The sequence below is a fragment of the Pseudoalteromonas sp. APC 3224 genome (assembly GCF_030407535.1).
Classification (GTDB): domain Bacteria; phylum Pseudomonadota; class Gammaproteobacteria; order Enterobacterales; family Alteromonadaceae; genus Pseudoalteromonas.
Window position 1 is genome coordinate 38,550 of record NZ_JASDDF010000030.1, and the last position, 22,241, is coordinate 60,790.

Below are 22,241 nucleotides of genomic sequence, written 5' to 3' on the forward strand. Positions count from 1 at the left end.
TGAGACTTTCACATGCAGCACATGACTACCGCACAGATTAGGCAACAGTTTTTAGACTTTTTTGCCAGCAAACAACACCAAGTTGTTCCTTCTAGTTCGCTTATACCGGGTAACGATGCCACGTTGTTATTTAATAATGCCGGTATGGTGCAATTTAAAGATGTATTTTTAGGCGCCGAAAGCCGCCCTTATACACGCGCAACTAGCTCTCAGCGTTGTGTGCGTGCTGGTGGTAAACACAACGATTTAGAAAATGTTGGTTACACAGCACGTCACCATACCTTTTTCGAAATGCTAGGTAATTTCAGCTTTGGTGATTACTTTAAGCAAGATGCAATTAAATTTGCGTGGGAGTTTTTAACTGAAGTTGTAAAACTACCAAAAGAAAAGCTTTTAGTAACTATTTACCATGATGACGAAGAAGCCTTTGGCTACTGGGCTAACGATATAGGTTTACCTGAAGATCGTATTATTCGTATTGCAACGAGCGATAATTTTTGGTCTATGGGTGATACCGGCCCTTGTGGTCCATGTTCTGAAATATTTTATGATCACGGTGAGCACATTTGGGGTGGTCCTCCGGGCACTCCTGAAGAAGATGGCGACCGTTTCATTGAAATTTGGAACTTAGTATTTATGCAATACAACCGTCAAAGTGACGGGACTATGGAGCCACTTCCTAAGCAATCTGTTGATACTGGTATGGGCCTTGAGCGTATTTCAGCTATTTTACAAGGTGTGCATTCAAACTACGAAATCGATTTATTCCAAGGCTTAATTGCCGCCGCTGCAAGCGTTACTAATGCACAAGATATGGATGATAAATCGCTTCGCGTGGTGGCGGATCATATTCGTTCGTGTGCGTTTTTAATTTCAGATGGGGTTATGCCATCAAATGAAGGCCGTGGTTATGTATTGCGTCGTATTATTCGTCGTGCAGTACGTCACGGTAATAAGTTAGGTGCTAAAGGCGCGTTTTTCTATAAATTGGTTTCTGCACTTATTGAGCAAATGGGTCAAGCGTACCCAGAGCTTGCTAAGCAACAAGAAATTATTGAAAAAGTACTGCGTATTGAAGAAGAGCAGTTTGGTAAAACGCTTGAGCGTGGTTTAGCTATTTTAGAAGAAAGCTTGAGTGATTTAACCGGGGATGTGATCCCAGGTGACTTAGTATTTAAACTTTACGATACCTATGGTTTCCCTGCCGATTTAACAGCCGATGTAGCGCGTGAGCGCCAAATGACCATTGACCATCAAGGTTTTGAAGCATGTATGGCAGTGCAACGTAAAACAGCACAGCAAGCGGGCAAATTTGGTGCAGATTATAATGAGCAATTAAAATCAGACAAGCATACTGATTTTAAAGGCTACGATAGTAATCATTACCGTGGCACTGTGGTAGAAATTTTTGCCGGTGGCGAATCGGTATCGTTATTAGAAGATGGTCAGCAAGGTATTATTGTTTTAGACCGTACTCCGTTTTACGCTGAATCAGGCGGCCAAATTGGTGATAGCGGTACAATTACTGTTGCCGGTGGTGAGTTTAATGTAACAAATACCACTAAATTGGGTAATGCTTTTGCTCATCATGGAACAGTTCAAGGGCGTATTGGCGTTAACGATAAAGTGGATGCGACTATTGACGATGCGCGTCGTGAAAGCATTAAGAAAAATCACACAGCTACGCACATTTTACATGAAGCATTGCGTCAGCTTTTAGGTGAGCACGTATCGCAAAAAGGCTCACTTGTGCAGCCAGATCGCCTGCGTTTTGACTTCTCACATTTTGAAGCAGTGACCAAACAAGAACTGCGCGAAATTGAACGTGTAGTAAATGACGAAATTCGTCGTAACTTTGCACTTAACACTGAGCTAATGGCAATTGATGATGCTAAAGCAAAAGGTGCTATGGCATTGTTTGGCGAAAAGTACGATGACGAAGTACGTGTAGTAACCATAGGTGATTACTCAATTGAGCTTTGTGGTGGTACACACGTAGAGCGTGCAGGTGACATTGGTTTATTCAAAATTGTATCTGAAAGCGGTATTGCTGCCGGTGTTCGTCGTATTGAAGCGGTAACCGGTGCAGAAGCAATCGCTTATGTTAATGAACAAGAACAGCAATTAGCAGATGTTGCCGCGCTTGTAAAAGGTGACAGTGCGTCAGTACTTGAAAAAGTAACTGCCTTACTTGAAAAGTCGAAAGGACTTGAAAAGCAAGTTGCCCAACTTAACGATAAACTAGCCAGTGCGGCAGGTGCATCATTACTTGATTCAGTGGTTGAAATTAATGGGGTTAAATTGTTAGTTGCCAACGTTGAAGGAACTGAATCAAAAGCGCTTCGTGGCATGGTTGATGACCTTAAAAATAAGATTGGCTCAGGCGTTATTGCTTTAGGTGTTGCCAGCGGTGATAAAGTAAGCCTAATTGCGGGTGTAACTAAAGACTTAACCGGTAAAGTAAAAGCGGGTGAGTTAGTTAACCACATGGCAGGCCAAGTAGGTGGTAAAGGCGGCGGTCGTCCAGATATGGCGCAAGCAGGTGGTTCTGAGCCACAAAACTTAACTGCAGCACTTGATAGTGTAACAGCTTGGTTAACTGAGCGTACTTAAGCTTAAGTGGCACTTATAGTTCAAAAATTTGGCGGCACTTCGGTAGGCTCAATAGAGCGTATTGAAGCGGTCGCCGACCTTGTTGTTAAAACTAAGCAACAAGGCCACCAAGTGGTGGTGGTGCTTTCGGCAATGTCGGGAGAAACCAATCGCTTAATTAATCTTGCCAAACAAATCGACTCTCGCCCGAGTAGTCGTGAACTCGATGTATTACTCAGTACCGGTGAACAAGTCTCTATAGCTTTATTAGCGATGGCGATTATTAAACGCGGCCATTCTGCGGTAAGCTTGTTAGCCGATCAGGTGAATATATTAACCGATAACATGTTCGGTAAAGCCCGTGTAGAAGACGTGGCTGCAACGCGTTTAAAACATGAACTTGAACATAACCGTATTGCTATTATTGCCGGCTTTCAGGGGCGCGATATTGAGGGCAACGTGACTACGCTTGGGCGTGGTGGCACCGATACCTCTGCAGTTGAAATAGCGGGTGCAATAAAAGCGGATGAATGTCAGATCTATACTGATGTTGATGGCGTATATACAACAGATCCTCGTATTGAACCTAATGCACGACGTTTAAGCCATGTAACCTTTGCCGAAATGCTTGAGCTGGCTAGTTTAGGTGCTAAAGTGCTACATATTCGCTCTGTAGAGTCGGCTGGTAAGCACAATGTACCATTAAGAGTGTTATCTAGCTTTAAACCTGATGAAGGTACATTAATTAGTTTTGAGGAGAGCGATGTGGCGAGTAACGTTGTGTCGGGTATTGCATTTAATCGAGACGAGTGTTTGATTAAGGTACATGGAGTACCGCAAGGCACAAAAGCGCTTGCAAAAATTTTGAAACTTTTTGCAGATAATGGCATCGAAATAGATATGATTAATCAAATTAATCATAAAGTTGAAAAAGTCGACTATGCTTTTACTGTGCATTTAAATGATTATTTAAACGCACTTGATTTGTTAGCGGCTGAGCAACAGCAATTTGACGCACAGGCAATTGACGGATTAACTAATGTGGCGAAAGTGTCAGCTGTGGGTATGGGGATGAAATCTCATTCTGGGGTAGCGAGTTTATTTTTTGATTCGTTAGCACAAGAGAGCATTGATGTGATGTTTGTTTCAACCTCAGAGATAAAAATTTCAGTTTTAATAGATGAGAAATACCTTGAACTGGCTGTTCGTGCATTACATAAGACATTTTTAACAGAAAATGAATAGATTGAGAGTTTTTACTTACTTTTTAGTCTAATTTTAATTAAAATGTGTTGCGGAATCTTATAATTTTATTGGAACATGGGAGCAAGAGAATGCTAATACTAACTCGTAGAGTAGGCGAGACCCTGATGATTGGTGACGAAGTAACCGTTACTGTTCTGGGTGTTAAAGGAAATCAAGTTCGTATCGGTGTTAACGCACCTAAAGACGTATCAGTTCATCGTGAAGAAATTTACATGCGCATACAAGCTGAAAAGTCTAACCCTAATCCGGGCAATGCTTAATCAACATAGTATAAAATGTGCTAGTTAATAACTATGACATTTGTAAAAGCCACTCATTGAGTGGCTTTTTTGTGTATAAAATCAATCGCTTCTTCGTCGAGTATTGCCTTAGAAATGTATTGCATACCGCTTTTACTTTTTAACAATAGGCCGCAATCTGTAGTAATCACTTCATTAATGTCGTGCCAAGCTAACTGGTAATTCTTGTAATGATTGGTTGATTTTATTCCGTCCTCGTCGAAGGTGAGAGTGACTTCAGAACCAGATGCTCTGCTAAGCATTTGCCTTGTTACCCACCAAGGACGACGATAATAAAAAGCAATGCACTCAAGTAAAGCTAACATAAGCAAAAATGTACCAAGGTAATGATCGCCTAAACCATAAATGCCAAATAGCCCTAATATCACAAGTAGCGCCAATAAAAAGTATTTAGGTTGTGCACGCTTACTATAAGGCAGCGATTGGTCGAAGCATTCATAAAAATAAGGTTTATCGAGTTTATAAGTTGTTGTAAAGACCATGTGTTTGCACTTAAAAGCTATTTTTTATTATTTTAGCCTAATGCGCAGCTTAAAAGGGGAAATGACTAGAAACTATTTATATTTTAGGCATAAAAAAACGACCCGTAGGTCGTTTCTTAGCTAAATAAATAATATTAGCAATTTGTCTCTTCGGCATTAACGCCTTCTTTTACTTCTTCACAGGTATCTTCTACCTTGTTTTGAACATCTGTCACGGCTTCGTCAATACGCTCACCGGCTTCTTCTGCATGATTGTCTTCACAACCCATAATAAATGCACTTGCGAATAGACCAATAGCTGCTGCTTTAAGTGTTGATGATTTCATAATGTAATTCCTTGTATATAAATTTAAAAAGAGGTTCGTTGTTTCTTATCTACCTGGGGCTTTTACCACGTAAAGCGCCAGAGACAAGTGAAATAACCAGTAAAACTAAAAAGATAAAAAATATGATCTTAGCAATTCCTGCTGCGGCTCCTGCAATACCACCAAATCCTAAAACGGCTGCGATTAGTGCGATCACCAAAAATGTAATTGTCCAGCGTAACATTGTCATCTCCTTGATTTATCTAAGTGTTAAAGTGTTGTTTTTATATAAGCGAGTAATGTGCCAGTATTTTATTTTGTTTTAAATCAATGGTTTATTTCGGTTTTTCGCGATTGGCTTTATACTGAGTTGGTAATTTTTACGATCTTATCGGTAACTTATTCACAGTTGTCTCTGATGAGATAATAAATAGTTGTTGCTGCTCTTTGTTTTGGTAAGACCAATTAACATTTGTTTTGAAGGTTATTAGTGGGTTAGTACAATAGGTTTGTTTTATATGTGTTTTTACAAAGTATTAGTGTTTTTATATATTCTTTGTTTATAACGAACATTTTTATCATCTATATATCTGGGTTAAATAAGCTATTTTAGGTGGTGTTAACCTTATTGGTGATATGTTACTTTTAGATTAATTGGTTTTACCAATTTACAACGTGTAGACAAAAGAATAGTTTTTGTTACTATTGGTGAATAGTTATTTAAATAAACCGATTTTTTATGTGTTTGGTTTTAAACAGGGGAGAATTATGGATATAGGGGCTTTACTCACAACTGCAGGCAATTTAATGCTAACAGGCATGGTGGGTGTGTTTGTATTTCTTTCTTTATTGATTGGTGCAGTGACACTCATGTCTAAGCTGGCTAGCAAGTTTTCTCAGCCAGAACTAGCAGCATCACAGAGAACACCATCTTTTAAATCTCAAGGTGTGCCAAATGAGCACATCGCTGCAATTAGTGCTGCCATTGCTCAGTACAAAACAAATAATAATTAGAGGAGCATACCAATGGCTAAATTAAAAATAACAGAACTCGTACTTCGTGACGCACATCAGTCGCTCTTAGCTACCCGCATGCGATTAGACGACATGTTACCTATTGCAAAAAAAATTGATGACGCAGGATATTGGTCTATAGAATCTTGGGGTGGAGCTACCTTTGATTCATGTATTCGTTATTTAGGTGAAGATCCATGGGAGCGTATTCGCGCGCTTAAAAAAGCGATGCCAAATACACCACAGCAAATGCTACTTCGTGGTCAGAACTTATTGGGATATCGCCATTATGCTGATGATGTGGTTGAGAAGTTTGTTGAGCGCGCCCACAAAAATGGCGTAGACGTATTTCGTATTTTTGATGCCATGAATGATGTACGTAACTTAGAAACTGCCATAAAAGCGGCGGTTAAAGTAGGGGCACATGCGCAAGGTACAATTTCTTACACAGTAAGCCCTGTACATACATTAGATATGTGGTTAACACTTGCTAAGCAGCTTGAAGAATTAGGTTGTCATTCAATTTGTATTAAAGATATGGCGGGATTGCTTAAGCCTTACGATGCAGAAGAACTCATTAAAGCGTTAAAAGAAACGGTTTCCATACCTATTGCAATGCAATGCCATGCAACAACGGGTTTAAGCACCGCTACTTATCAAAAAGCGATTGATGCCGGCATTGATATGCTCGACACAGCTGTATCGTCTATGAGTATGACTTATGGTCATTCAGCAACTGAAACAATTGCTGCAATCGTTGAAGGGACCGAGCGTGATACCGGGCTTGATTTAAACCACCTAGAAGAAATTGCCGCTTACTTTAGAGACGTACGTAAAAAGTACGCTGCGTTTGAAGGCAGCTTAAAAGGTGTTGATGGCCGAATTTTATTAGCCCAAGTGCCAGGTGGTATGTTAACTAACATGGAAAACCAGCTTAAAGAGCAAGGTGCTGCTGATAAACTAAACGAAGTGCTACTTGAAATTCCACGAGTACGTGAAGATTTAGGCTTTATTCCACTCGTTACACCTACCTCACAAATTGTTGGTACTCAAGCGGTATTAAATGTACTCACTGGTGAGCGTTATAAAACCATTACCAAAGAAACTGCTGGCGTATTAAAAGGTGAGTATGGTTCAACACCTGCACCAATGAATAAAGAGCTTCAAGAGCGCGTACTTGATGGCAGTGAAGCAATTACCTGTCGCCCTGCAGATATTATTAAACCTGAACTTGAAACTTTAGAAGCTGAGTTAAGCAAGCTTGCGCAGGAGCAAGGGCTAACTTTAGCCGATGAGCAAATTGATGATGTGCTTACCTATGCATTATTTCCACAGATTGGTTTGAAATTTATTAAAAACCGTAACAATCCTGATGCATTTGAGCCTGTTCCTAGCGCTGATGATAACGCCAATAAAGCACCTGAAAAATCAGCGGCAAACAATAAAAGCGTTAAGGCAGAGCAATACAGCGTTAAAGTAGACGGTAAAGTATACGATGTCGTGGTTGCTCAAGGTGGTGAGCTAAAAGAGGTGACGTTAAAAGACTCAGAGCATATTCCACAGTCAGCATCGGTTGCCTCGGGTGAAACTCTAAATGCACCACTGGCCGGTAATATTTTTAAAATTAAAGTAAAACCCGGTCAGGTAGTCAATGAAGGTGATGTGGTAATTATTATGGAAGCCATGAAAATGGAAACCGAAGTACGCGCCATGCATACCGGTACGATTGCTGAGGTGCTTGTTTCTGAGGGCGATTCAGTGTCAACCGGCGATGCAATGATTGCACTAGCTTAAGGAGTAAATAGAGGATGGATGGTATTTTAAACCTCTGGCATGCCACAGGCATTGCTAACTTTACATTTCCTGGGCTGATCATGATTGCCGTTGGTTGTTTGCTATTATTTTTAGCAATTGCCAAAAACTTTGAGCCGTTATTACTACTGCCCATTGGTTTCGGAGCTATTTTAACTAATATTCCAGTAGCTGGTTTATCAGATCCAGGTGGCTTACTTTACTATGTGTATTATGTTGGTATTGATACCGGTATTTTTCCGCTATTAATATTTATGGGAGTGGGGGCCTTAACTGATTTTAGTGCCCTGATTGCCAACCCGCGTATGTTGCTATTAGGTGCGGCAGCGCAGTTTGGTATTTTTGCGACGTTATTTGGCGCTATTTTACTTAACTTTATTCCGGGATTTGAATTTAGCTTACAAGATGCTTCTGCAATTGCGATTATTGGTGGTGCAGATGGGCCAACCGCTATCTTTTTAGCGTCAAAGCTGGCCCCAGATTTACTGGGCGCTATAGCGGTGGCTGCGTACTCGTACATGGCGTTGGTTCCTATTATTCAGCCACCTATTATGCGTGCGTTTACAACGCCTGAAGAACGTAAAATTCAAATGCCAGAACTGCGTAAAGTATCTAAAAAGGAAAAAATTATTTTCCCACTGATGGTGCTTACCTTAACTGCTATATTCTTACCTGCGGCAATTCCGCTGGTTGGTATGTTCTGTTTAGGTAACTTAATGCGTGAGTCGGGTGTAGTTGATAGGCTCAGCAACAGTGCGCAAAACGAAATCATTAATATCACCACCATATTTCTAGGACTTGCAGTGGGCTCTAAGCTTGCTGCCGAGCAGTTCTTAACAGTAGAAACTATTGGTATTTTGGTACTGGGTGCACTGGCGTTTGCTATTGGTACAGCCTCAGGTGTATTTATGGCTAAAGGCTTAAATAAGATATCAAAAACCCCCATAAACCCATTAATTGGTGCTGCGGGTGTATCCGCTGTGCCTATGGCAGCACGTGTTGTTAATAAGGTTGGGCTTGAAAATAACCCGCATAACTTCTTATTAATGCATGCCATGGGGCCTAATGTTGCAGGGGTGCTTGGTAGTGCTGTTGCGGCAGGTATTTTACTCGCTCTTGTGGGTTAAATATAATTTAGACTCAACCTATTAGCGCAGTTTACTGCGCTTTTTTTTGCATAAAATTCACTGTTTTGACTTAAGCGGTTTCTTGTATAGGGTTTTTTGTTTAAAGTAATCACTCTTCATTTTTTAAAGGGCTGTCAAAATGTTACACACTCCGCTGGCAAAATATCTCCCGAATGTAAGCAAACTTGTTTTTGGCTGTATGGGTTTGGGAGGCGCATGGAATAAAGATGCGATTACCAGTGCGCATTTACAACAAACTCATTCATGCATAGATGCCGCCATTGAAGGCGGAATTAATTTTTTCGATCATGCTGATATTTATACCTTAGGCAAAGCCGAACATGTTTTTGGTCAAGCTTTGGCTGAGCGACCAGAACTTAGAGAGCAAATGTATATTCAGTCTAAGTGTGGTATTCGCTTTGCTGATGATCAAAACCCACAACGTTATGACTTTTCAGCTGATTGGATTGAGCGCTCGGTAGAAGGCTCATTAAAACGATTAAATACTGAATATTTAGATATACTTATGTTGCATCGTCCTGATCCTTTAATGGAAGTAGAGGAAGTTGCACAAGTATTTAGTTGTTTAAAAGAAAGTGGCAAAGTGCGTCATTTTGCGGTGTCTAATATGTCGCAATATCAAATACGGTTTTTGCAACGCGCTTTAGATATGCCGATTGTGGCCAATCAAATCGAAGCGAGTTTACAAAAACATCAATGGGTTGATGAAGGCGTTTATGTGGGTAATGCCGATGGCAAGGATATTAACTTTACCCCAGGCAATATTGAATATTGCCGTGAGCATGAAATTCAGATTCAAAGTTGGGGCAGTTTATGCCAAGGCTTATACTCTGGTGGTGATTTATCAAAGGCCTCGCCTGCAGATATTAATACCAGTATTTTAGTCAGTAAGCTTGCCATACTTTATGGTACAACAGCAGAAGCTATCGTATTAGCATGGCTGCTGCGCCACCCAGCATCAATTCAACCAATTATTGGCACTACTAACATAGAGCGAATAAAAGCATCCTGTGATGCGGTTAATGTTAACTTAAGTCGTGAGCATTGGTATGAGCTATATATCAGCGCGAAAGGCTGCGCTTTACCATAACCTAGTGTAGGGTGATGATATGAACATATTTGTTATTTTAATTAGCTTAGTCATTGCTTTGGTGATCATTATTCCGTTACTGGAAAAATACCAAAGTAAAATGGGGCTTGAGAGCGCTACTAAATATAGTAAGTATATCTGGCCACTGGTGATGATCTCTTTGGTTGTGCAGCTTATTTATGTACTCGTAAATTAACTCTGAAATTTAGTACCAAGCAGCTTAGATACAATGGGTAATTCGTGAAACTATTCAAATATCTATGCTGGTTGGTATACTCATGACATACAAAAAAGCCTTTGCGGGTTATCCCTGCAAAGGCTTTTTTATTTAATCATTAAGCTTTTTATTTAAGTGCCAACTGAAGTTCTCGGTTACGCTCAAGTTGCGCAATAAAGTTATCAGCAATAGGCTTAAACTTAGCAAGCTCTGAGCGTGGTAATGGCTCAGATTTAGGTAGTTTCACAGTTTTGGGGTTACGATGAACACCGTTAACTAAAAACTCATAATGTAAATGTGCCCCAGTTACTCGACCTGTTGAGCCTACAGTACCAATTTTCTCACCTTGTTTGATTTTTTGCCCTGTTCTAACTAGGCGTTTATTAAGGTGTAAGTACTTAGTAACGTATTGTGTACCGTGGCTTATAAATACGTAATTACCGTTATATTTACTGTAGCCCGCTTTAATAACTTTACCATTACCTGATGATACAACAGGCGTGCCTGTACGCGCAGCATAGTCAATACCTCGGTGTGCTTTTACTTGTCCTGTAACAGGGTGTAAGCGGCGAGGATTAAAGCTTGAGCTAATATATTTAAAGTTTACCGGTGCACGTAAGAAGGCTTTTTTCATACTACGCCCTTCAGGGGTATAAAAATTACCGTCGGTGTGTCGAATTGCTGTGTAACGTTCGCCTTGATTTATAAATTCTGCGGCAATAATCTTACCGGTGCCAATAAATTCACCATCAACAAAATGAGATTCATATATTAAGCCAAATTCATCACCTTTACGGATGTCATTTGCAAAATCCACGTCCCAACCAAATATATCGGCAAAGTTCATGATTTGGCGCTCACTTAAACCAGCAGCAATCGCTGACGTCCAAAAACTGCTAGAAATTTCCCCACCGGCGGTTTTGCTCAGTGTTTCTATTTCTTTGCTGTCAATTGAAGTATCGTATTGGCCTTCGTCATTAAGGGTGACATATAAGGTATCTGTTTTAGATATAACGTAACGCAACTGAGCCAACGAACCATCTTTTGCAGTAGCAAAGCTTAGTGTTTCACCTGGATGAATTTTGGTAAGCTTGCGTGTTTCAGCATTTGTGTTAACCAGTTTATAAAGCGTTTGCGCAGAAAAACCAGCGCGCTTAAAAATGTTCGCTAAATTGTCACCATTTTTAACAAGGTGATCAACAAAATCATATTCTGGAAGCTTTTGTGCTGCTTGCTCTGAATTTAAGTCAGTGAGTTTTTCGTTTTCACCTACTTTTATTTGTAATTCGTAACGCTTACCAATCTCTAGCGTGTTCTCGCTATTGTCTTTGGATGCAGTGGCTTTTTCAGAAGGTAAAAAGGCTAAGGCAACAATAGCAGAAACCAAACCTAGAATAAGCATTTTGTGTTTTTTGGGGAGCGTGTTAACCACGTGGACCATAACGTGCCTTTTTCTGCTGTCAAGATAATAAATAGATTATATTGCAGGATATAACGAATAATCTATGAATACTAGTATTTTGTAGATTTAAACTCGCGTTAAATTAAGCTAAAATCATAGGGTATTCAGGCTGTTTGTGTGTAAAGTTGAATAACAGCACTATTTTATATTCTTGGATACTTTGCTTTTTCATCGTAATGTTAAATTAGCTTTTAAAACGATTTAATTGCGAGAAGTGATTAATTTACAAACTGTTTTTTGGTTTGTTATAAACACTTCTAGTGTATTATTAATCGCTCGTTTATATCCCTTTTTAGAACGTACGCCCTGCATTATAGTTGATGCTGCGATTAGTTAAAAAAGTTGTTCTAATTAAGTGGAAATTTGTTATGTTAGCTAAATAGTTTTATTTGCTTTGTTATAACGCGCTAACAATAAATCGTGAGCATATTACACCCCTTCGTTGTCAGAATTTTTTGGAGTAACACACAGTGGATTTACAAACCGCTCTAGCAGAGATAAAACGCGGTGCAGAAGAGATATTAATTGAAGATGAGTTAGTTGAAAAATTAAAGTCGGGGAAAAAGCTAAAAATTAAAGCTGGTTTCGATCCTACGGCTCCAGATTTGCACCTAGGTCACACTGTACTAATTAATAAAATGAAAACCTTTCAAGATTTAGGTCATGAGGTTATTTTCTTAATTGGTGACTTCACCGGTATGATAGGCGATCCAACGGGCAAAAATGTTACCCGTAAGCCACTGACTCGTGATGATGTGCTTGCTAATGCTGAAACCTATAAAGAACAGGTTTTCAAAATTTTAGACCCAGCTAAAACAACCGTCGCTTTTAACTCTACCTGGATGGAGACATTGGGCGCGGCTGGAATGATAAAATTAGCAGCTCGCCAAACTGTGGCACGCATGCTTGAGCGTGATGACTTTAAAAAGCGCTATGCTGGCGGTCAATCTATCGCAATCCATGAGTTTTTATACCCACTAGTGCAGGGCTGGGATTCAGTCGCACTTGAGTCTGATGTTGAGCTAGGTGGAACTGATCAGCGCTTTAACCTATTAATGGGTCGTGAGCTGCAAAAAGATGAAGGTCAAAAACCACAAACCGTACTAATGATGCCTTTACTTGAAGGGACTGATGGCGTTCAGAAAATGTCAAAGTCACTAGGAAACTACATAGGTATTACTGATACGCCTAGCGACATGTTTGGTAAAATCATGTCAATTAGTGATGTACTAATGTGGCGTTACTATGACTTGCTAAGTAGCCTTTCTATTGAGCAAATTGCAGCGCAAAAACAGCGTGTAGAGCAAGGCACTAACCCGCGCGATATTAAGATTGAATTAGCGAAAGAGTTAATTGCACGTTTTCACAGTGAAGCCGATGCGCAAGCTGCTCATGATGACTTTATTCAGCGCTTTCAGAAAAAAGCACTACCTGATGAAATTCCAGAGCTGACAGTTAATATTGATGAAGACACTATTTTAATTGCTAACTTACTAAAAGAAGCTGGCTTAGTGGCGAGTACTTCAGAGGCCATGCGTATGATCAAACAAGGCGCAGTAAAGCTTAATGGCGAAGAAAAAATTACCGATACCAAATTGGAAGTAGCAAAAGGAACAACCGCTATTTACCAAGTAGGTAAACGTAAGTTTGCAAATATTACTGTAGCCTAAAGCTTCAGAGATTATAAAAACCAGCTTCGGCTGGTTTTTTTATAACTGATCAAAAAGTTAGAACAGCCCTAATAATTTCAACGCTAATAATAATTAGTAGCCAAAAAAAACGGGCTTGATTTAGGGTATTGAGTAGCTTTGGCATATCATCGGCAATTGGCAAGCGTTCTACACCGACCCGCATTTTATTGAAACGCTGCTCAATATAAATAGCAGGCCCACCAAGTTGCACACCTAAAGATGCAGAGCACACACTTAATAACCAACCTGTATTTTTTTGATAAAAATGTCGGCCATAATGCTTAATATAATGCATGCTTTTTTTACTGGCTTTAAGTGAAGCTATTGTCAGCGCGAGTAACCGAATGGGAATGTATTCAATAATAAAAAGAATCAGTTTAAGCGGCGTCAAAAAAGAACTGTCGGGAGCTATATCAGTGCGCCACGCTTGTTGGATTAAGGTAAGCAAGCGGTAGGCGAGAGTAGCAATGGGGCCCAATAGTAAAAAAATGAAAATAACTACAAAATAATGACGTGCCGTTCTTAGTATGACACTTTCCATAACCGCTTTAATAATCCCTGGGTTTGAAAGTGCCTTAACTTCTCGGGCTACTAGTGGTTTTAATAATTCTCGAGCAGTTGATTTTTGATTTTTTTTGGTCAATTTCGCAATACGTATCGCTTTTTTATTTATGCTACTGCTTTCTAGGCACAAGTATAAAATAAGACCGGATAGTAGTTCAGGGTAAAAGGCAAACTCCAGCAGTAAAACCACAATAATCATAATCACAGTTAGAACAAGTGTGCTTGCTAGTAAAGCGGCTAAATAATGATATTGTTTGCTGTCTGCTTTTTTATAAACACGCCGGCCAATTGCGTTAAAAATGGCAGAAAGTATATGATTAGGGTGATACCAGCTAACTAAAGGTAAAAAGCGCTCAGCTAGGAGCGCACAAATAAATACAATAAAGTCCAAATGATTTTGAACAATATTATTGAGCATTTACAGCGTAACCGCTGTTAACTTTTCTAGTAATGCCACAACCATTTTTGATGAATTAATAGAGGCTGTTTCTAAGTACTCTTCAAATGATTGCGGTGACTCTTTGCCAGCAATATCAGACATTGAGCGAATAACAACAAATGGTGTGTTAAGTGCAAAACACGTTTGTGCAATTGACGCACCTTCCATTTCTACTGCTAGCATTGTAGGGAAGTCATTGCGTGTTTTTTCAATGCGAACAGGGTCACACATAAATGAGTCACCAGTACAAATTAAACCAACAAGCGTTTTTACTTCGCTGATTTGTGCAATTGTTTGCTCAGCGGCTTCTACTAGCTTAGGGTGTGCTGTAAAGCCTGCAGGCATTTGTGGTACTTGGCCAATTTCGTAACCAAACGCTGTTACATCTACATCGTGATGACGAACTTCTGATGAAATCACTACATCGCCAACGTTAAGCGAAGGGTCGAAACCACCGGCAGAGCCTGTGTTAATAACACAATCAGGCTTAAAGTTATCGATAAGTAAAGTGGTTGCAATAGTTGAAGCAACTTTACCAATGCCTGATTGCACTAAAGTAACAGTATTACCAGCAAGCTCACCAGTATAAAACGTAAAGCCTGCTTTGGTTAAAACCTGTGGATTTTGCATCGCTTCGCGCAAAATTTTAACTTCTGGCTCCATGGCGCCAATAATACCAACATTCATAGTGTTAAATTCCTAAGTTTGAATAGCCTGATTATACGTGAAGTCTGCTATAAAAAACAAAAAAGCGAGTCATTTAAAATGCTCGCTTTAATAGATTGCTTTAACTCAGTAGTTATATTTCAGCAAGGGCGGTTGAATGTGCTTTTGCTTGAGAAGGTGATAATACCGCAGGCTTATGGACTCTAGTACGAGTCGGGCGTGCAGGTTGTGATTTAGCAGGCTTGCCTAATTTAAACATAATGGCATCGCGAACTTCACTTGGGCGGTAGCCTGACTTTACTTTCATACGAATATGTGGAATGCCAGCGGCTTCTAATGCACCGTTAACAAACCAATCACGCTGTGCTTTGTGACCATCTTTGTTGGCATTATTAACTAAGTCAACCGCAGCCACTATGGTCATTTTTTCTTTGTCGACTAACACAAAGTCGAGCTGTTTGTTTTTTGCTTTAGCTAATGCCGCACGTTTAGATTTGACAGATAGACCTTGTTTACAGTCAATCACATCTATTAGTTTAACGCGACTAACAATTTTATATTGGTCGCCAACAGCGCGTTCTAATAAATTCAGAAACGCCCCTTCTACTTGGGTAAATACACTTTGCTTACGAGTAAAAGGATAAGGGTTTCCGCCGTCATCACTAAATTTTGACGCAACTACAGATGCCCCAACAACTAGCACTAATATTAATAATAAAGCGAATTCCATACGGTAACTCCATAACAACAAATTGACACTGCTTTTCTAAAGCAATTTATGTGCCCAAATAGTTGTTATGGTTATTTTAGATGCCGTTGGTGTTTATAGTGCTGTGTATCCGCCCTCTATACCTTTTACTGCAATCGCAACGGCATCATGCGCATGCAGAGATTCATAGTGGTTAATTTGTAAAAAATAGTCGCTAAACTGTTTTGCTTCTAAGGTAGTTTTAATTTTTCGTGCTGCGTCTTCACAAAACATCAAGTTTTGACCATTTAAACGAGCAAACTCTTGTTCGTCTTCACGTTTTACCGCGGCTTGTACTGGTGTTTTAAGCTCATCTTCTAGTAAGTTTATTAAGTTAACTACATCAAACGCTTGAATGTTTTGATCTAGCTTTACTTTAACATTAGCAATAGAACGCTGTGAATGCGGGGTTGCTACAATGCCTTGAGTTGTTCCAAGCCACTCTAAAACCTCTGATTGAGTTAGTGTTTCTTGAGCAAACTTTTCGCTAAACGCATTTTGGATAAGTTGACGAGCAAGGGCTGCAGAGCAGGGGCAGGTTGATGAGTAAGTAACATCAACACTTAGCTCAAAACTAATAACATCTTGGTTTATAGTACTGGTAAGTACAACTGGGTAGCTTTTCCAGCCGGCTTTGCCACTAAGTAATGATTTACGGCGCAGCGGTAATTCAAATTTAAATTCGATTTGTGCTTTATCGCTTAAGCCTTTATGGCTGGTGATAAAGGTATCTAATGCTTGTGCTAAGGTGTGCGGGTTGACCTGTTGCTCCGTTGAGAGGTGATCAAGTGCTAAAAACAGACGCGACATGTGGATGCCTTTGGCATCTTCTTGGTGTAAATTAACAAAAGCGCGAGCTTTTGCATTAACAGTAACTGGAGCTAAATCAAGAGATTCAAAAATAAAAGGCAGCTCTATATCGCCCATTCCTACCCAGTCTAATTTACCTGTTTGTAATGCTGCAGCTGTGTTAGCAATATCTGGCATAGTCGTTTGCATGATACGTTACTCGTTATTTGCAATATTTAAAACATCACATTTTACACTAAATAAAGAATTGCTGAAATGCAGCAAATAACAGCAAACATGAAATTTTACTGTTTTTATCGCACAACATGAAAATAGCTGATAGAAAATGCTAAAATTAGCTTTTAATCATACTTACTTATAAAAACTAAGCATTTAGCCAAGAGAAACACTGATATATGACAGATTCTTCTTTGAACCCGTGGGTTCGAGTACTTTCCAGTTCAATAACTCGTTTTGGTGAGTTTAAAACTGCAGCTATTTGCTATGCATTATTACTGACGGTATCGATGGTTTTATCGAGTATGTTTTACTATGTTGCTATTGGAGAAGTGAACTTAGTTGATATATTAGCTATAGTATTTTTTACCTCAGTTGTTTCTCCTTTGGTGATTAGCGTACTGCTAAACTCTATTCGGCAACTTGATGCCTCTTATGCCTATTTAGATAGTGCCACAAAACAAGAAAAGCTTTTAAATCAAACTCTCAAAGACAATATTAATCGTTTAAACATTGAAATTGACGAACGTAAAATGGCCTTCCATGCCAAGCATAGGGCAATAGAAGAGCTCAGACGTGAAATTGCAGAACGCAAAAAAACGCAACAAGAGCTCGCACAACAAGGTATGTTACTGCGCTCTATTGTAGACTCCTCACCAGATTTATTTTATTACCGTGATAACAATGGGGTGTTTGCCGGTTGTAATAAAATGTTTGAAGAGGTGATGGGCAAAACCAGTGGCGAATTAATTGGCAAAGCCGCAGAAGAGATATTTCCAAGCCACTTTTTATCTGAAGTATTAAGAACCGATGAGCAGGTTGAACGTACTCATCAAGGTTTAACTATCGATGTAGAATATTCTGTAAATGGTGAAATAAGATGGTTTGAACTGAGAAAGCTTCCCTTCATAAATGAGCAGGGCGATTACATTGGTTTACTAGCCTTTGGCCGTGACATTACCAGCCGTAAAGAAGCCGCGCAGGCACTGGAAACTGCTTATAAGGATAAAGGGAAATTTATTGCCACCTTGAGCCATGAATTACGCACTCCGCTCAATGGTATCGTTGGCTTAACTCGGATGCTATTGGATACTGAACTTAATAAACAGCAGCGTAGTTGGTGTAATACGGTGTTTTCAAGTGCAGAGACATTAGGTAATATATTTAACGATATTATAGATTTAGATAAGATAGATCGTGAGCAATTAGATATTGCTGCCAACGAAATTAATGTTTCTGACTTTATTAATGACGTGGTTAACTTTGCAGGCCTCATTGCGGAGCAAAAAGAGCTTTCTTTTGAAGTAAAACGCTCTGGAACACTCGATATATATGCTCTACTTGACCCCACTCGTTTACGCCAAGTGGTATGGAACTTAATTAATAATGCGGTTAAATTTACCCAGCACGGTAGTGTCACCTTAGATTGCGGTAGAGAAAACCGTGAAGATGGCCCATGGCTTATTATAAAAATACTCGATACCGGAGAAGGGATTCCACAAGAACAACTTACACGCATTTTTGATATGTACTACAAAGCACCTGATCTTAAAGGGACCAATGCGATTGGTTCAGGTATTGGCTTAGCCGTAACAAAAGCGTTAGTAAGTGCTATGAAAGGCATTATAACTGTTAATAGTACCCCAGGAGAGGGCAGCTGTTTTACTGTACAAATTCCGCTGAATTTATGTAGTGCACCTACCGAGCATAGTTATGTGGGACGTAGCTTATATATTTTATTAGTGGAAGATGTACCACTTAATGCTGAAATCGCAACTAACCTATTAGAACAGCGTGGGCATGAAGTGTTGTGGGCTGAAACGGGTGAAGATGCTTTATCGTTTGTAGAGACCGAAGATGATCTTGATTTAGTATTGCTTGATATGCAGCTTCCAGATATTAATGGTGATGAAGTAGCAAGGCAAATACGCGCACAAAGCCATTTTGATCAGCTACCTATTGTGGCACTTACCGCCAATGTTCGCAGTGCTGAAGAAGAGCTTGAGGGAATTTCTATTCAAGGAGCGTTAGCTAAACCAATAAACACCAGTAAGTTAGATAATATGCTCGCTGAACTCTTTGGTATTAAACAAGCGCAAACCGAGGCTCCTCAACGAGTAGTTAATCAAGAGTTGTTAAAACAAATAAATACTGACTTGTTAGATGTTGAAACCATTGAAGACTTTGTAAATTCGATGGGCGTTGAAGTATTTAAACGCAGTAGTCAGTTGTTTAAAAAGCTAAATCCGCAATACCAACATGAGCTATTAGAATCATTAAAAACAGCAGACAGAGAAGAATATAAATCCGTTGCGCATAAGTTAAAAGGTGCCGCTGGTTCGGTAGGTCTGAATGATGTGCAGTTGCATGCAAAGCAAATGGAGCATGGTGCGCTGGAACAAAGTGATGAAGTATTAACAGTTTGGCTTGATGAATTAGCAGACAAAATAAATGAAGGACAACAGGCCCTTCATTTATTTTTACAACAATTAGAATAAAAAACTAATTAGCTGTCGATTTTACCAATGAAGCGGTAACCTTCACCATGAATGGTGCTGATCAACTCAGACGTTGAATTGTCGCTTTCAAAGTGCTTACGAATACGTCGAATAGTAACATCAACTGTACGGTCGTTAGCGCGAAGTTCACGGCCAGTCATGTGTTTAATTAGTTGCTCACGGCTAAATATACGACCTGGTGAGTCAAGCATTAAACGCAGTGCTCTGTATTCCCCTTTCGGTAGACGTTTTGCGTCTCCATTTGGAGAAGTAAGGCAACGACTGTTTTCGTCAAGTTCCCAACCGTTAAAGGTGATCACGCCATTGGTTTCAATAGCTGATTCTTCACCACCTAGTGCGGTACGCGTAATTAAGTTACGTGCACGAATAGTTAATTCACGTGGGTTGAAAGGCTTAGTAATATAGTCATCAGCACCAATTTCAAGACCTAAAATACGGTCTACATCGTTGTCACGGCCTGTTAAGAAAATAAGACCAACTTTGCGTTTTTGGCGTAATTCGCGAGCTAAAATAAGCCCGTTTTTACCTGGCAGGTTGATGTCCATAACTACAAGATTGACGTCATCGTTATTTGTAAGCTTATCATGCATATCATCGCCATCAATGGCTTCAATAACTTTGTAACCTTCAGCTTCAAATAAACTAACGAGGTTTAGTCTAGTTACGTCTTCATCCTCTACGATCAGAATGACTGGCGTTTGCATCTTTAATTAACCTTTTTGGAGTGTGTTTTATTTATAAAATCGGCATGATTATCAGAGCCGACTACTAGAATTATAGGATTATATCTAAATGTTAACAAGTAAAAACAAATTAGATATAAACAGCTGCGTGCCCAAACCTACTATGACGTATTATTAAAAACCGCGGCTTAATTGATACTTAACGTTGAATGTATAATTTGAATTGTAGAGTCGAAGCCATTTCCCTTTAATAATTGATACATCCATCAACCACCTAAAGATACTTAAAATAATCAGACTAATTCAAAACGGAATTATATCACTTTCCAACTTTTCATCAATGTATGTGATATGTAAAACACAATTAAGTTCCTTAATTGTGTGAAATACAGCATTAATGATACAACTGTTTAGTTGGTTATGTCTTAGTATGGTCATAAAGTTGTAATTCAAGTGGGTAAAAGCGTTCTTTCGCTTTTAGAGTGTAATAATAAATCGGGCGCCTTGCTGATACTCGGTATCTAACACAATTTCTCCGGCTAATGCTTGAGTCACTAAATTGTAAACCAAATGCATTCCTAAACCACTCGCCCCTTGGCCGCGCTTTGACGTTACAAATGGGTCAAATATTTTTGCTCGTATACTATTTTCAACACCTAGCCCGTTGTCGGTGTAGGTAATTTGTGTTTTTGTTTTCGTTACCACAATATCAATCTGTACTTCATTGTCATCGCCAGCTTCAAAGCCGTGCAGCAGGGAATTTAAAATAAGCTGATGGAATACTTGCTGTAGTGGTCCTTTTTTACTTTCAACGGTTAAATCTGCTGGACAATTTATAAGAACTTTTGGGTTTTTAAGTTTTAGCTCTTGCCCCATAGACAGTAGCGTGTCGTTAATTAAGTGTTGTAAATTAACAGTGCTGGTTATTTCATCATCTTTGAGCACCGCGACTTTTTTAAAGTTAGAAATAAGTTCTGCAACGCGGTTTAAGCTGCTATAGATTAGGTCTAAGTTTTCAATACCATCATTAGTAAATTGCTCAAATTGACTCGCGGTTAATGATTTATTATGAAAATTAACCTGTAGCTCTGCGAGTTTATCTCGCAGTAAAGTAGAGCCTGTAATACCAAGTCCAATTGGTGTATTTACCTCATGAGCAACCCCTGCCACCATTTGCCCTAATGAAGCCATTTTTTTGTTTTCGACAATTTGAGTTTGGTATTGGTGCATCTTTTCTAGAGTAGATAACAGCTCTTTATTGGCCTCTCTGAGCGCAATAGTGCGTTGACTCACTTTCTCTTCAAGGTTTGAGTTTAGCTGCTTAATTTCTTGTTTATCTTCTTCATGGCGCTCTATTTGCCTTTGTGTGCGTGCAAGCATTACATTTAAGCTATTAGAAAGCCGAGTTATTTCAGTGAGGTTCGTTAAAGGCGCACGCGCATAGTAATTATGTTTTTTAGCTATGTTTTGCAACAACAAGCTTAAGTTTTCAATCGGGCTGGCAATCCTTTTTTGTAGCCTTAAAATAATCAAAGAAATAAAAATAAGTATTAAAGCCATAATAACGATATCAATTATAATCTTTTTAGTTATTAGCTGATTTAAGTTATCTAAGCTGCCTCTAATATAGACATAGCCAAGCAGCTGTTCATTATTGAGTATTGGGGTAATGTACTCAATGTACTCATCGCTAACTTGTGGTTCAGCAAAGTCATCAATGTTGTCCGTTTTAATAGGGACTGGTGGTGATTTTCGGGCATTAAAGCTGGTAAAAAAGACTGGCTTATTGGTTTGCTCATCTAAGGCATAAATATGTAAATTTGTGACGGATGATACTTGTTGAAGCAGCTTTAAGCGCCTTTCTTCTGCAGGCCTATTTTTATTTAGCAATGAGGGCATCGCGTCGAATGCAATGATCTCTGATACCAACACAAGCTTACTAATGAGCTGTTTTTTTTGCTCTTGCGCACTTAAATAGGTAGAAATTGAAAGCGATAATAACAAACAGATAGCTGTTATAAGCATGATGGTTTTAAACAATATGCTACGAATGCTATTTTGCTTTACGGTTTTGGGCATTGCGAGAAGGTCATCCGTGTCAATTGTGAGTCTAATGATAATAGTTTAGCAAAAACAGAAAAAAGTGAATTAAAAAGATTAGCTTATTTACACTTTTTATTTTTAGCTAATCTACTTATAAAACATAAATATGTGGCTA

Annotated in this window: 20 protein-coding genes; 10 read left to right on the forward strand and 10 right to left on the reverse strand. The window is 39.2% G+C overall.

The genetic code is table 11. The features are described 5' to 3' along the window. The first annotated feature begins 12 nt into the window (after window positions 1-12). The 3 genes from alaS (at window position 13) to csrA (ending at window position 4,118) form a co-directional block, all read left to right on the forward strand. On the forward strand, window positions 13-2,613 hold the full coding sequence (alaS, locus tag QL989_RS14240; RefSeq protein WP_138604930.1) for an alanine--tRNA ligase: 2,601 nt from the start codon (window positions 13-15) through the stop codon (window positions 2,611-2,613). 6 nt (window positions 2,614-2,619) lie between these two features. Further along, window positions 2,620-3,837, forward strand: a complete 1,218-nt coding sequence (locus tag QL989_RS14245; protein ID WP_138604931.1) for an aspartate kinase — start codon at window positions 2,620-2,622, stop codon at window positions 3,835-3,837. A gap of 89 nt (window positions 3,838-3,926) precedes the next feature. Next, complete coding sequence (csrA, locus tag QL989_RS14250; protein ID WP_004587515.1) at window positions 3,927-4,118, forward strand: carbon storage regulator CsrA; 192 nt, start codon at window positions 3,927-3,929, stop codon at window positions 4,116-4,118. Window positions 4,119-4,171: 53 nt separating this feature from the next. On the opposite strand, the gene QL989_RS14255 is transcribed toward csrA, so the two are convergent. From QL989_RS14255 to QL989_RS14265, 3 genes are all read right to left on the reverse strand, one after another. Then, complete coding sequence (locus tag QL989_RS14255) at window positions 4,172-4,639, reverse strand: YcxB family protein (RefSeq protein ID WP_290170875.1); 468 nt, start codon at window positions 4,637-4,639, stop codon at window positions 4,172-4,174. Window positions 4,640-4,773: 134 nt separating this feature from the next. Beyond that, entirely contained in the window at window positions 4,774-4,965 is a 192-nt protein-coding gene (locus QL989_RS14260; RefSeq protein ID WP_008115136.1) for a hypothetical protein, read from the reverse strand. 49 nt (window positions 4,966-5,014) lie between these two features. Then, window positions 5,015-5,188, reverse strand: coding sequence for a DUF1328 family protein (locus QL989_RS14265; protein ID WP_002961939.1), 174 nt, complete (start codon window positions 5,186-5,188; stop codon window positions 5,015-5,017). A 524-nt stretch (window positions 5,189-5,712) separates the two neighbouring features. On the opposite strand from QL989_RS14265, the gene QL989_RS14270 reads away from it, so the two are divergent. The 5 genes from QL989_RS14270 to QL989_RS14290 all read left to right on the forward strand — a co-directional run bounded on the left by QL989_RS14270 (window position 5,713) and on the right by QL989_RS14290 (window position 10,204). Beyond that, window positions 5,713-5,958: an OadG family transporter subunit gene (locus QL989_RS14270; RefSeq protein WP_178955085.1), complete on the forward strand. Its 246-nt coding sequence runs from the start codon at window positions 5,713-5,715 to the stop codon at window positions 5,956-5,958. 12 nt (window positions 5,959-5,970) lie between these two features. After that, on the forward strand, window positions 5,971-7,752 hold the full coding sequence (gene oadA / locus QL989_RS14275) for a sodium-extruding oxaloacetate decarboxylase subunit alpha (protein WP_010390815.1): 1,782 nt from the start codon (window positions 5,971-5,973) through the stop codon (window positions 7,750-7,752). Window positions 7,753-7,766: 14 nt separating this feature from the next. Then, window positions 7,767-8,897 (forward strand): sodium ion-translocating decarboxylase subunit beta, encoded by a 1,131-nt coding sequence (locus QL989_RS14280; RefSeq protein WP_008115142.1) that lies wholly within the window; start codon window positions 7,767-7,769, stop codon window positions 8,895-8,897. 139 nt (window positions 8,898-9,036) lie between these two features. Beyond that, window positions 9,037-10,008, forward strand: coding sequence for an aldo/keto reductase (locus QL989_RS14285; protein WP_178955087.1), 972 nt, complete (start codon window positions 9,037-9,039; stop codon window positions 10,006-10,008). 19 nt (window positions 10,009-10,027) lie between these two features. Further along, window positions 10,028-10,204, forward strand: a complete 177-nt coding sequence (locus QL989_RS14290) for a hypothetical protein (RefSeq protein ID WP_010390817.1) — start codon at window positions 10,028-10,030, stop codon at window positions 10,202-10,204. 148 nt (window positions 10,205-10,352) lie between these two features. On the opposite strand, the gene QL989_RS14295 is transcribed toward QL989_RS14290, so the two are convergent. Beyond that, the gene (locus QL989_RS14295) at window positions 10,353-11,666 is read right to left on the reverse strand and encodes a peptidoglycan DD-metalloendopeptidase family protein (RefSeq protein WP_178955089.1); all 1,314 of its coding nucleotides are present in this window, start codon (window positions 11,664-11,666) and stop codon (window positions 10,353-10,355) included. Window positions 11,667-12,157: 491 nt separating this feature from the next. Between QL989_RS14295 and tyrS the strand changes: the two genes are divergently transcribed. Further along, window positions 12,158-13,357, forward strand: a complete 1,200-nt coding sequence (gene tyrS / locus QL989_RS14300) for a tyrosine--tRNA ligase (protein ID WP_178955091.1) — start codon at window positions 12,158-12,160, stop codon at window positions 13,355-13,357. Between the two features lie 49 nt (window positions 13,358-13,406). Here tyrS and ampE read toward each other — a convergent pair whose 3' ends face one another. The 4 genes from ampE to folE2 form a co-directional block, all read right to left on the reverse strand. After that, entirely contained in the window at window positions 13,407-14,360 is a 954-nt protein-coding gene (gene ampE, locus QL989_RS14305; RefSeq protein ID WP_290170877.1) for a regulatory signaling modulator protein AmpE, read from the reverse strand. Further along, complete coding sequence (gene mtnN, locus QL989_RS14310; RefSeq protein WP_138604939.1) at window positions 14,361-15,068, reverse strand: 5'-methylthioadenosine/S-adenosylhomocysteine nucleosidase; 708 nt, start codon at window positions 15,066-15,068, stop codon at window positions 14,361-14,363. Between the two features lie 112 nt (window positions 15,069-15,180). Then, entirely contained in the window at window positions 15,181-15,777 is a 597-nt protein-coding gene (locus QL989_RS14315) for a DUF2726 domain-containing protein (protein ID WP_138604940.1), read from the reverse strand. A gap of 93 nt (window positions 15,778-15,870) precedes the next feature. After that, window positions 15,871-16,794: a GTP cyclohydrolase FolE2 gene (gene folE2, locus QL989_RS14320; protein WP_290170878.1), complete on the reverse strand. Its 924-nt coding sequence runs from the start codon at window positions 16,792-16,794 to the stop codon at window positions 15,871-15,873. Window positions 16,795-17,000: 206 nt separating this feature from the next. On the opposite strand from folE2, the gene arcB reads away from it, so the two are divergent. Next, on the forward strand, window positions 17,001-19,319 hold the full coding sequence (gene arcB / locus QL989_RS14325) for an aerobic respiration two-component sensor histidine kinase ArcB (RefSeq protein ID WP_138604942.1): 2,319 nt from the start codon (window positions 17,001-17,003) through the stop codon (window positions 19,317-19,319). 8 nt (window positions 19,320-19,327) lie between these two features. Here arcB and arcA read toward each other — a convergent pair whose 3' ends face one another. Continuing rightward, on the reverse strand, window positions 19,328-20,044 hold the full coding sequence (gene arcA / locus QL989_RS14330; RefSeq protein ID WP_008110444.1) for a two-component system response regulator ArcA: 717 nt from the start codon (window positions 20,042-20,044) through the stop codon (window positions 19,328-19,330). A 456-nt stretch (window positions 20,045-20,500) separates the two neighbouring features. Continuing rightward, window positions 20,501-22,102: an ATP-binding protein gene (locus QL989_RS14335; protein ID WP_178955099.1), complete on the reverse strand. Its 1,602-nt coding sequence runs from the start codon at window positions 22,100-22,102 to the stop codon at window positions 20,501-20,503. Between the last annotated feature and the right edge of the window lie 139 nt (window positions 22,103-22,241).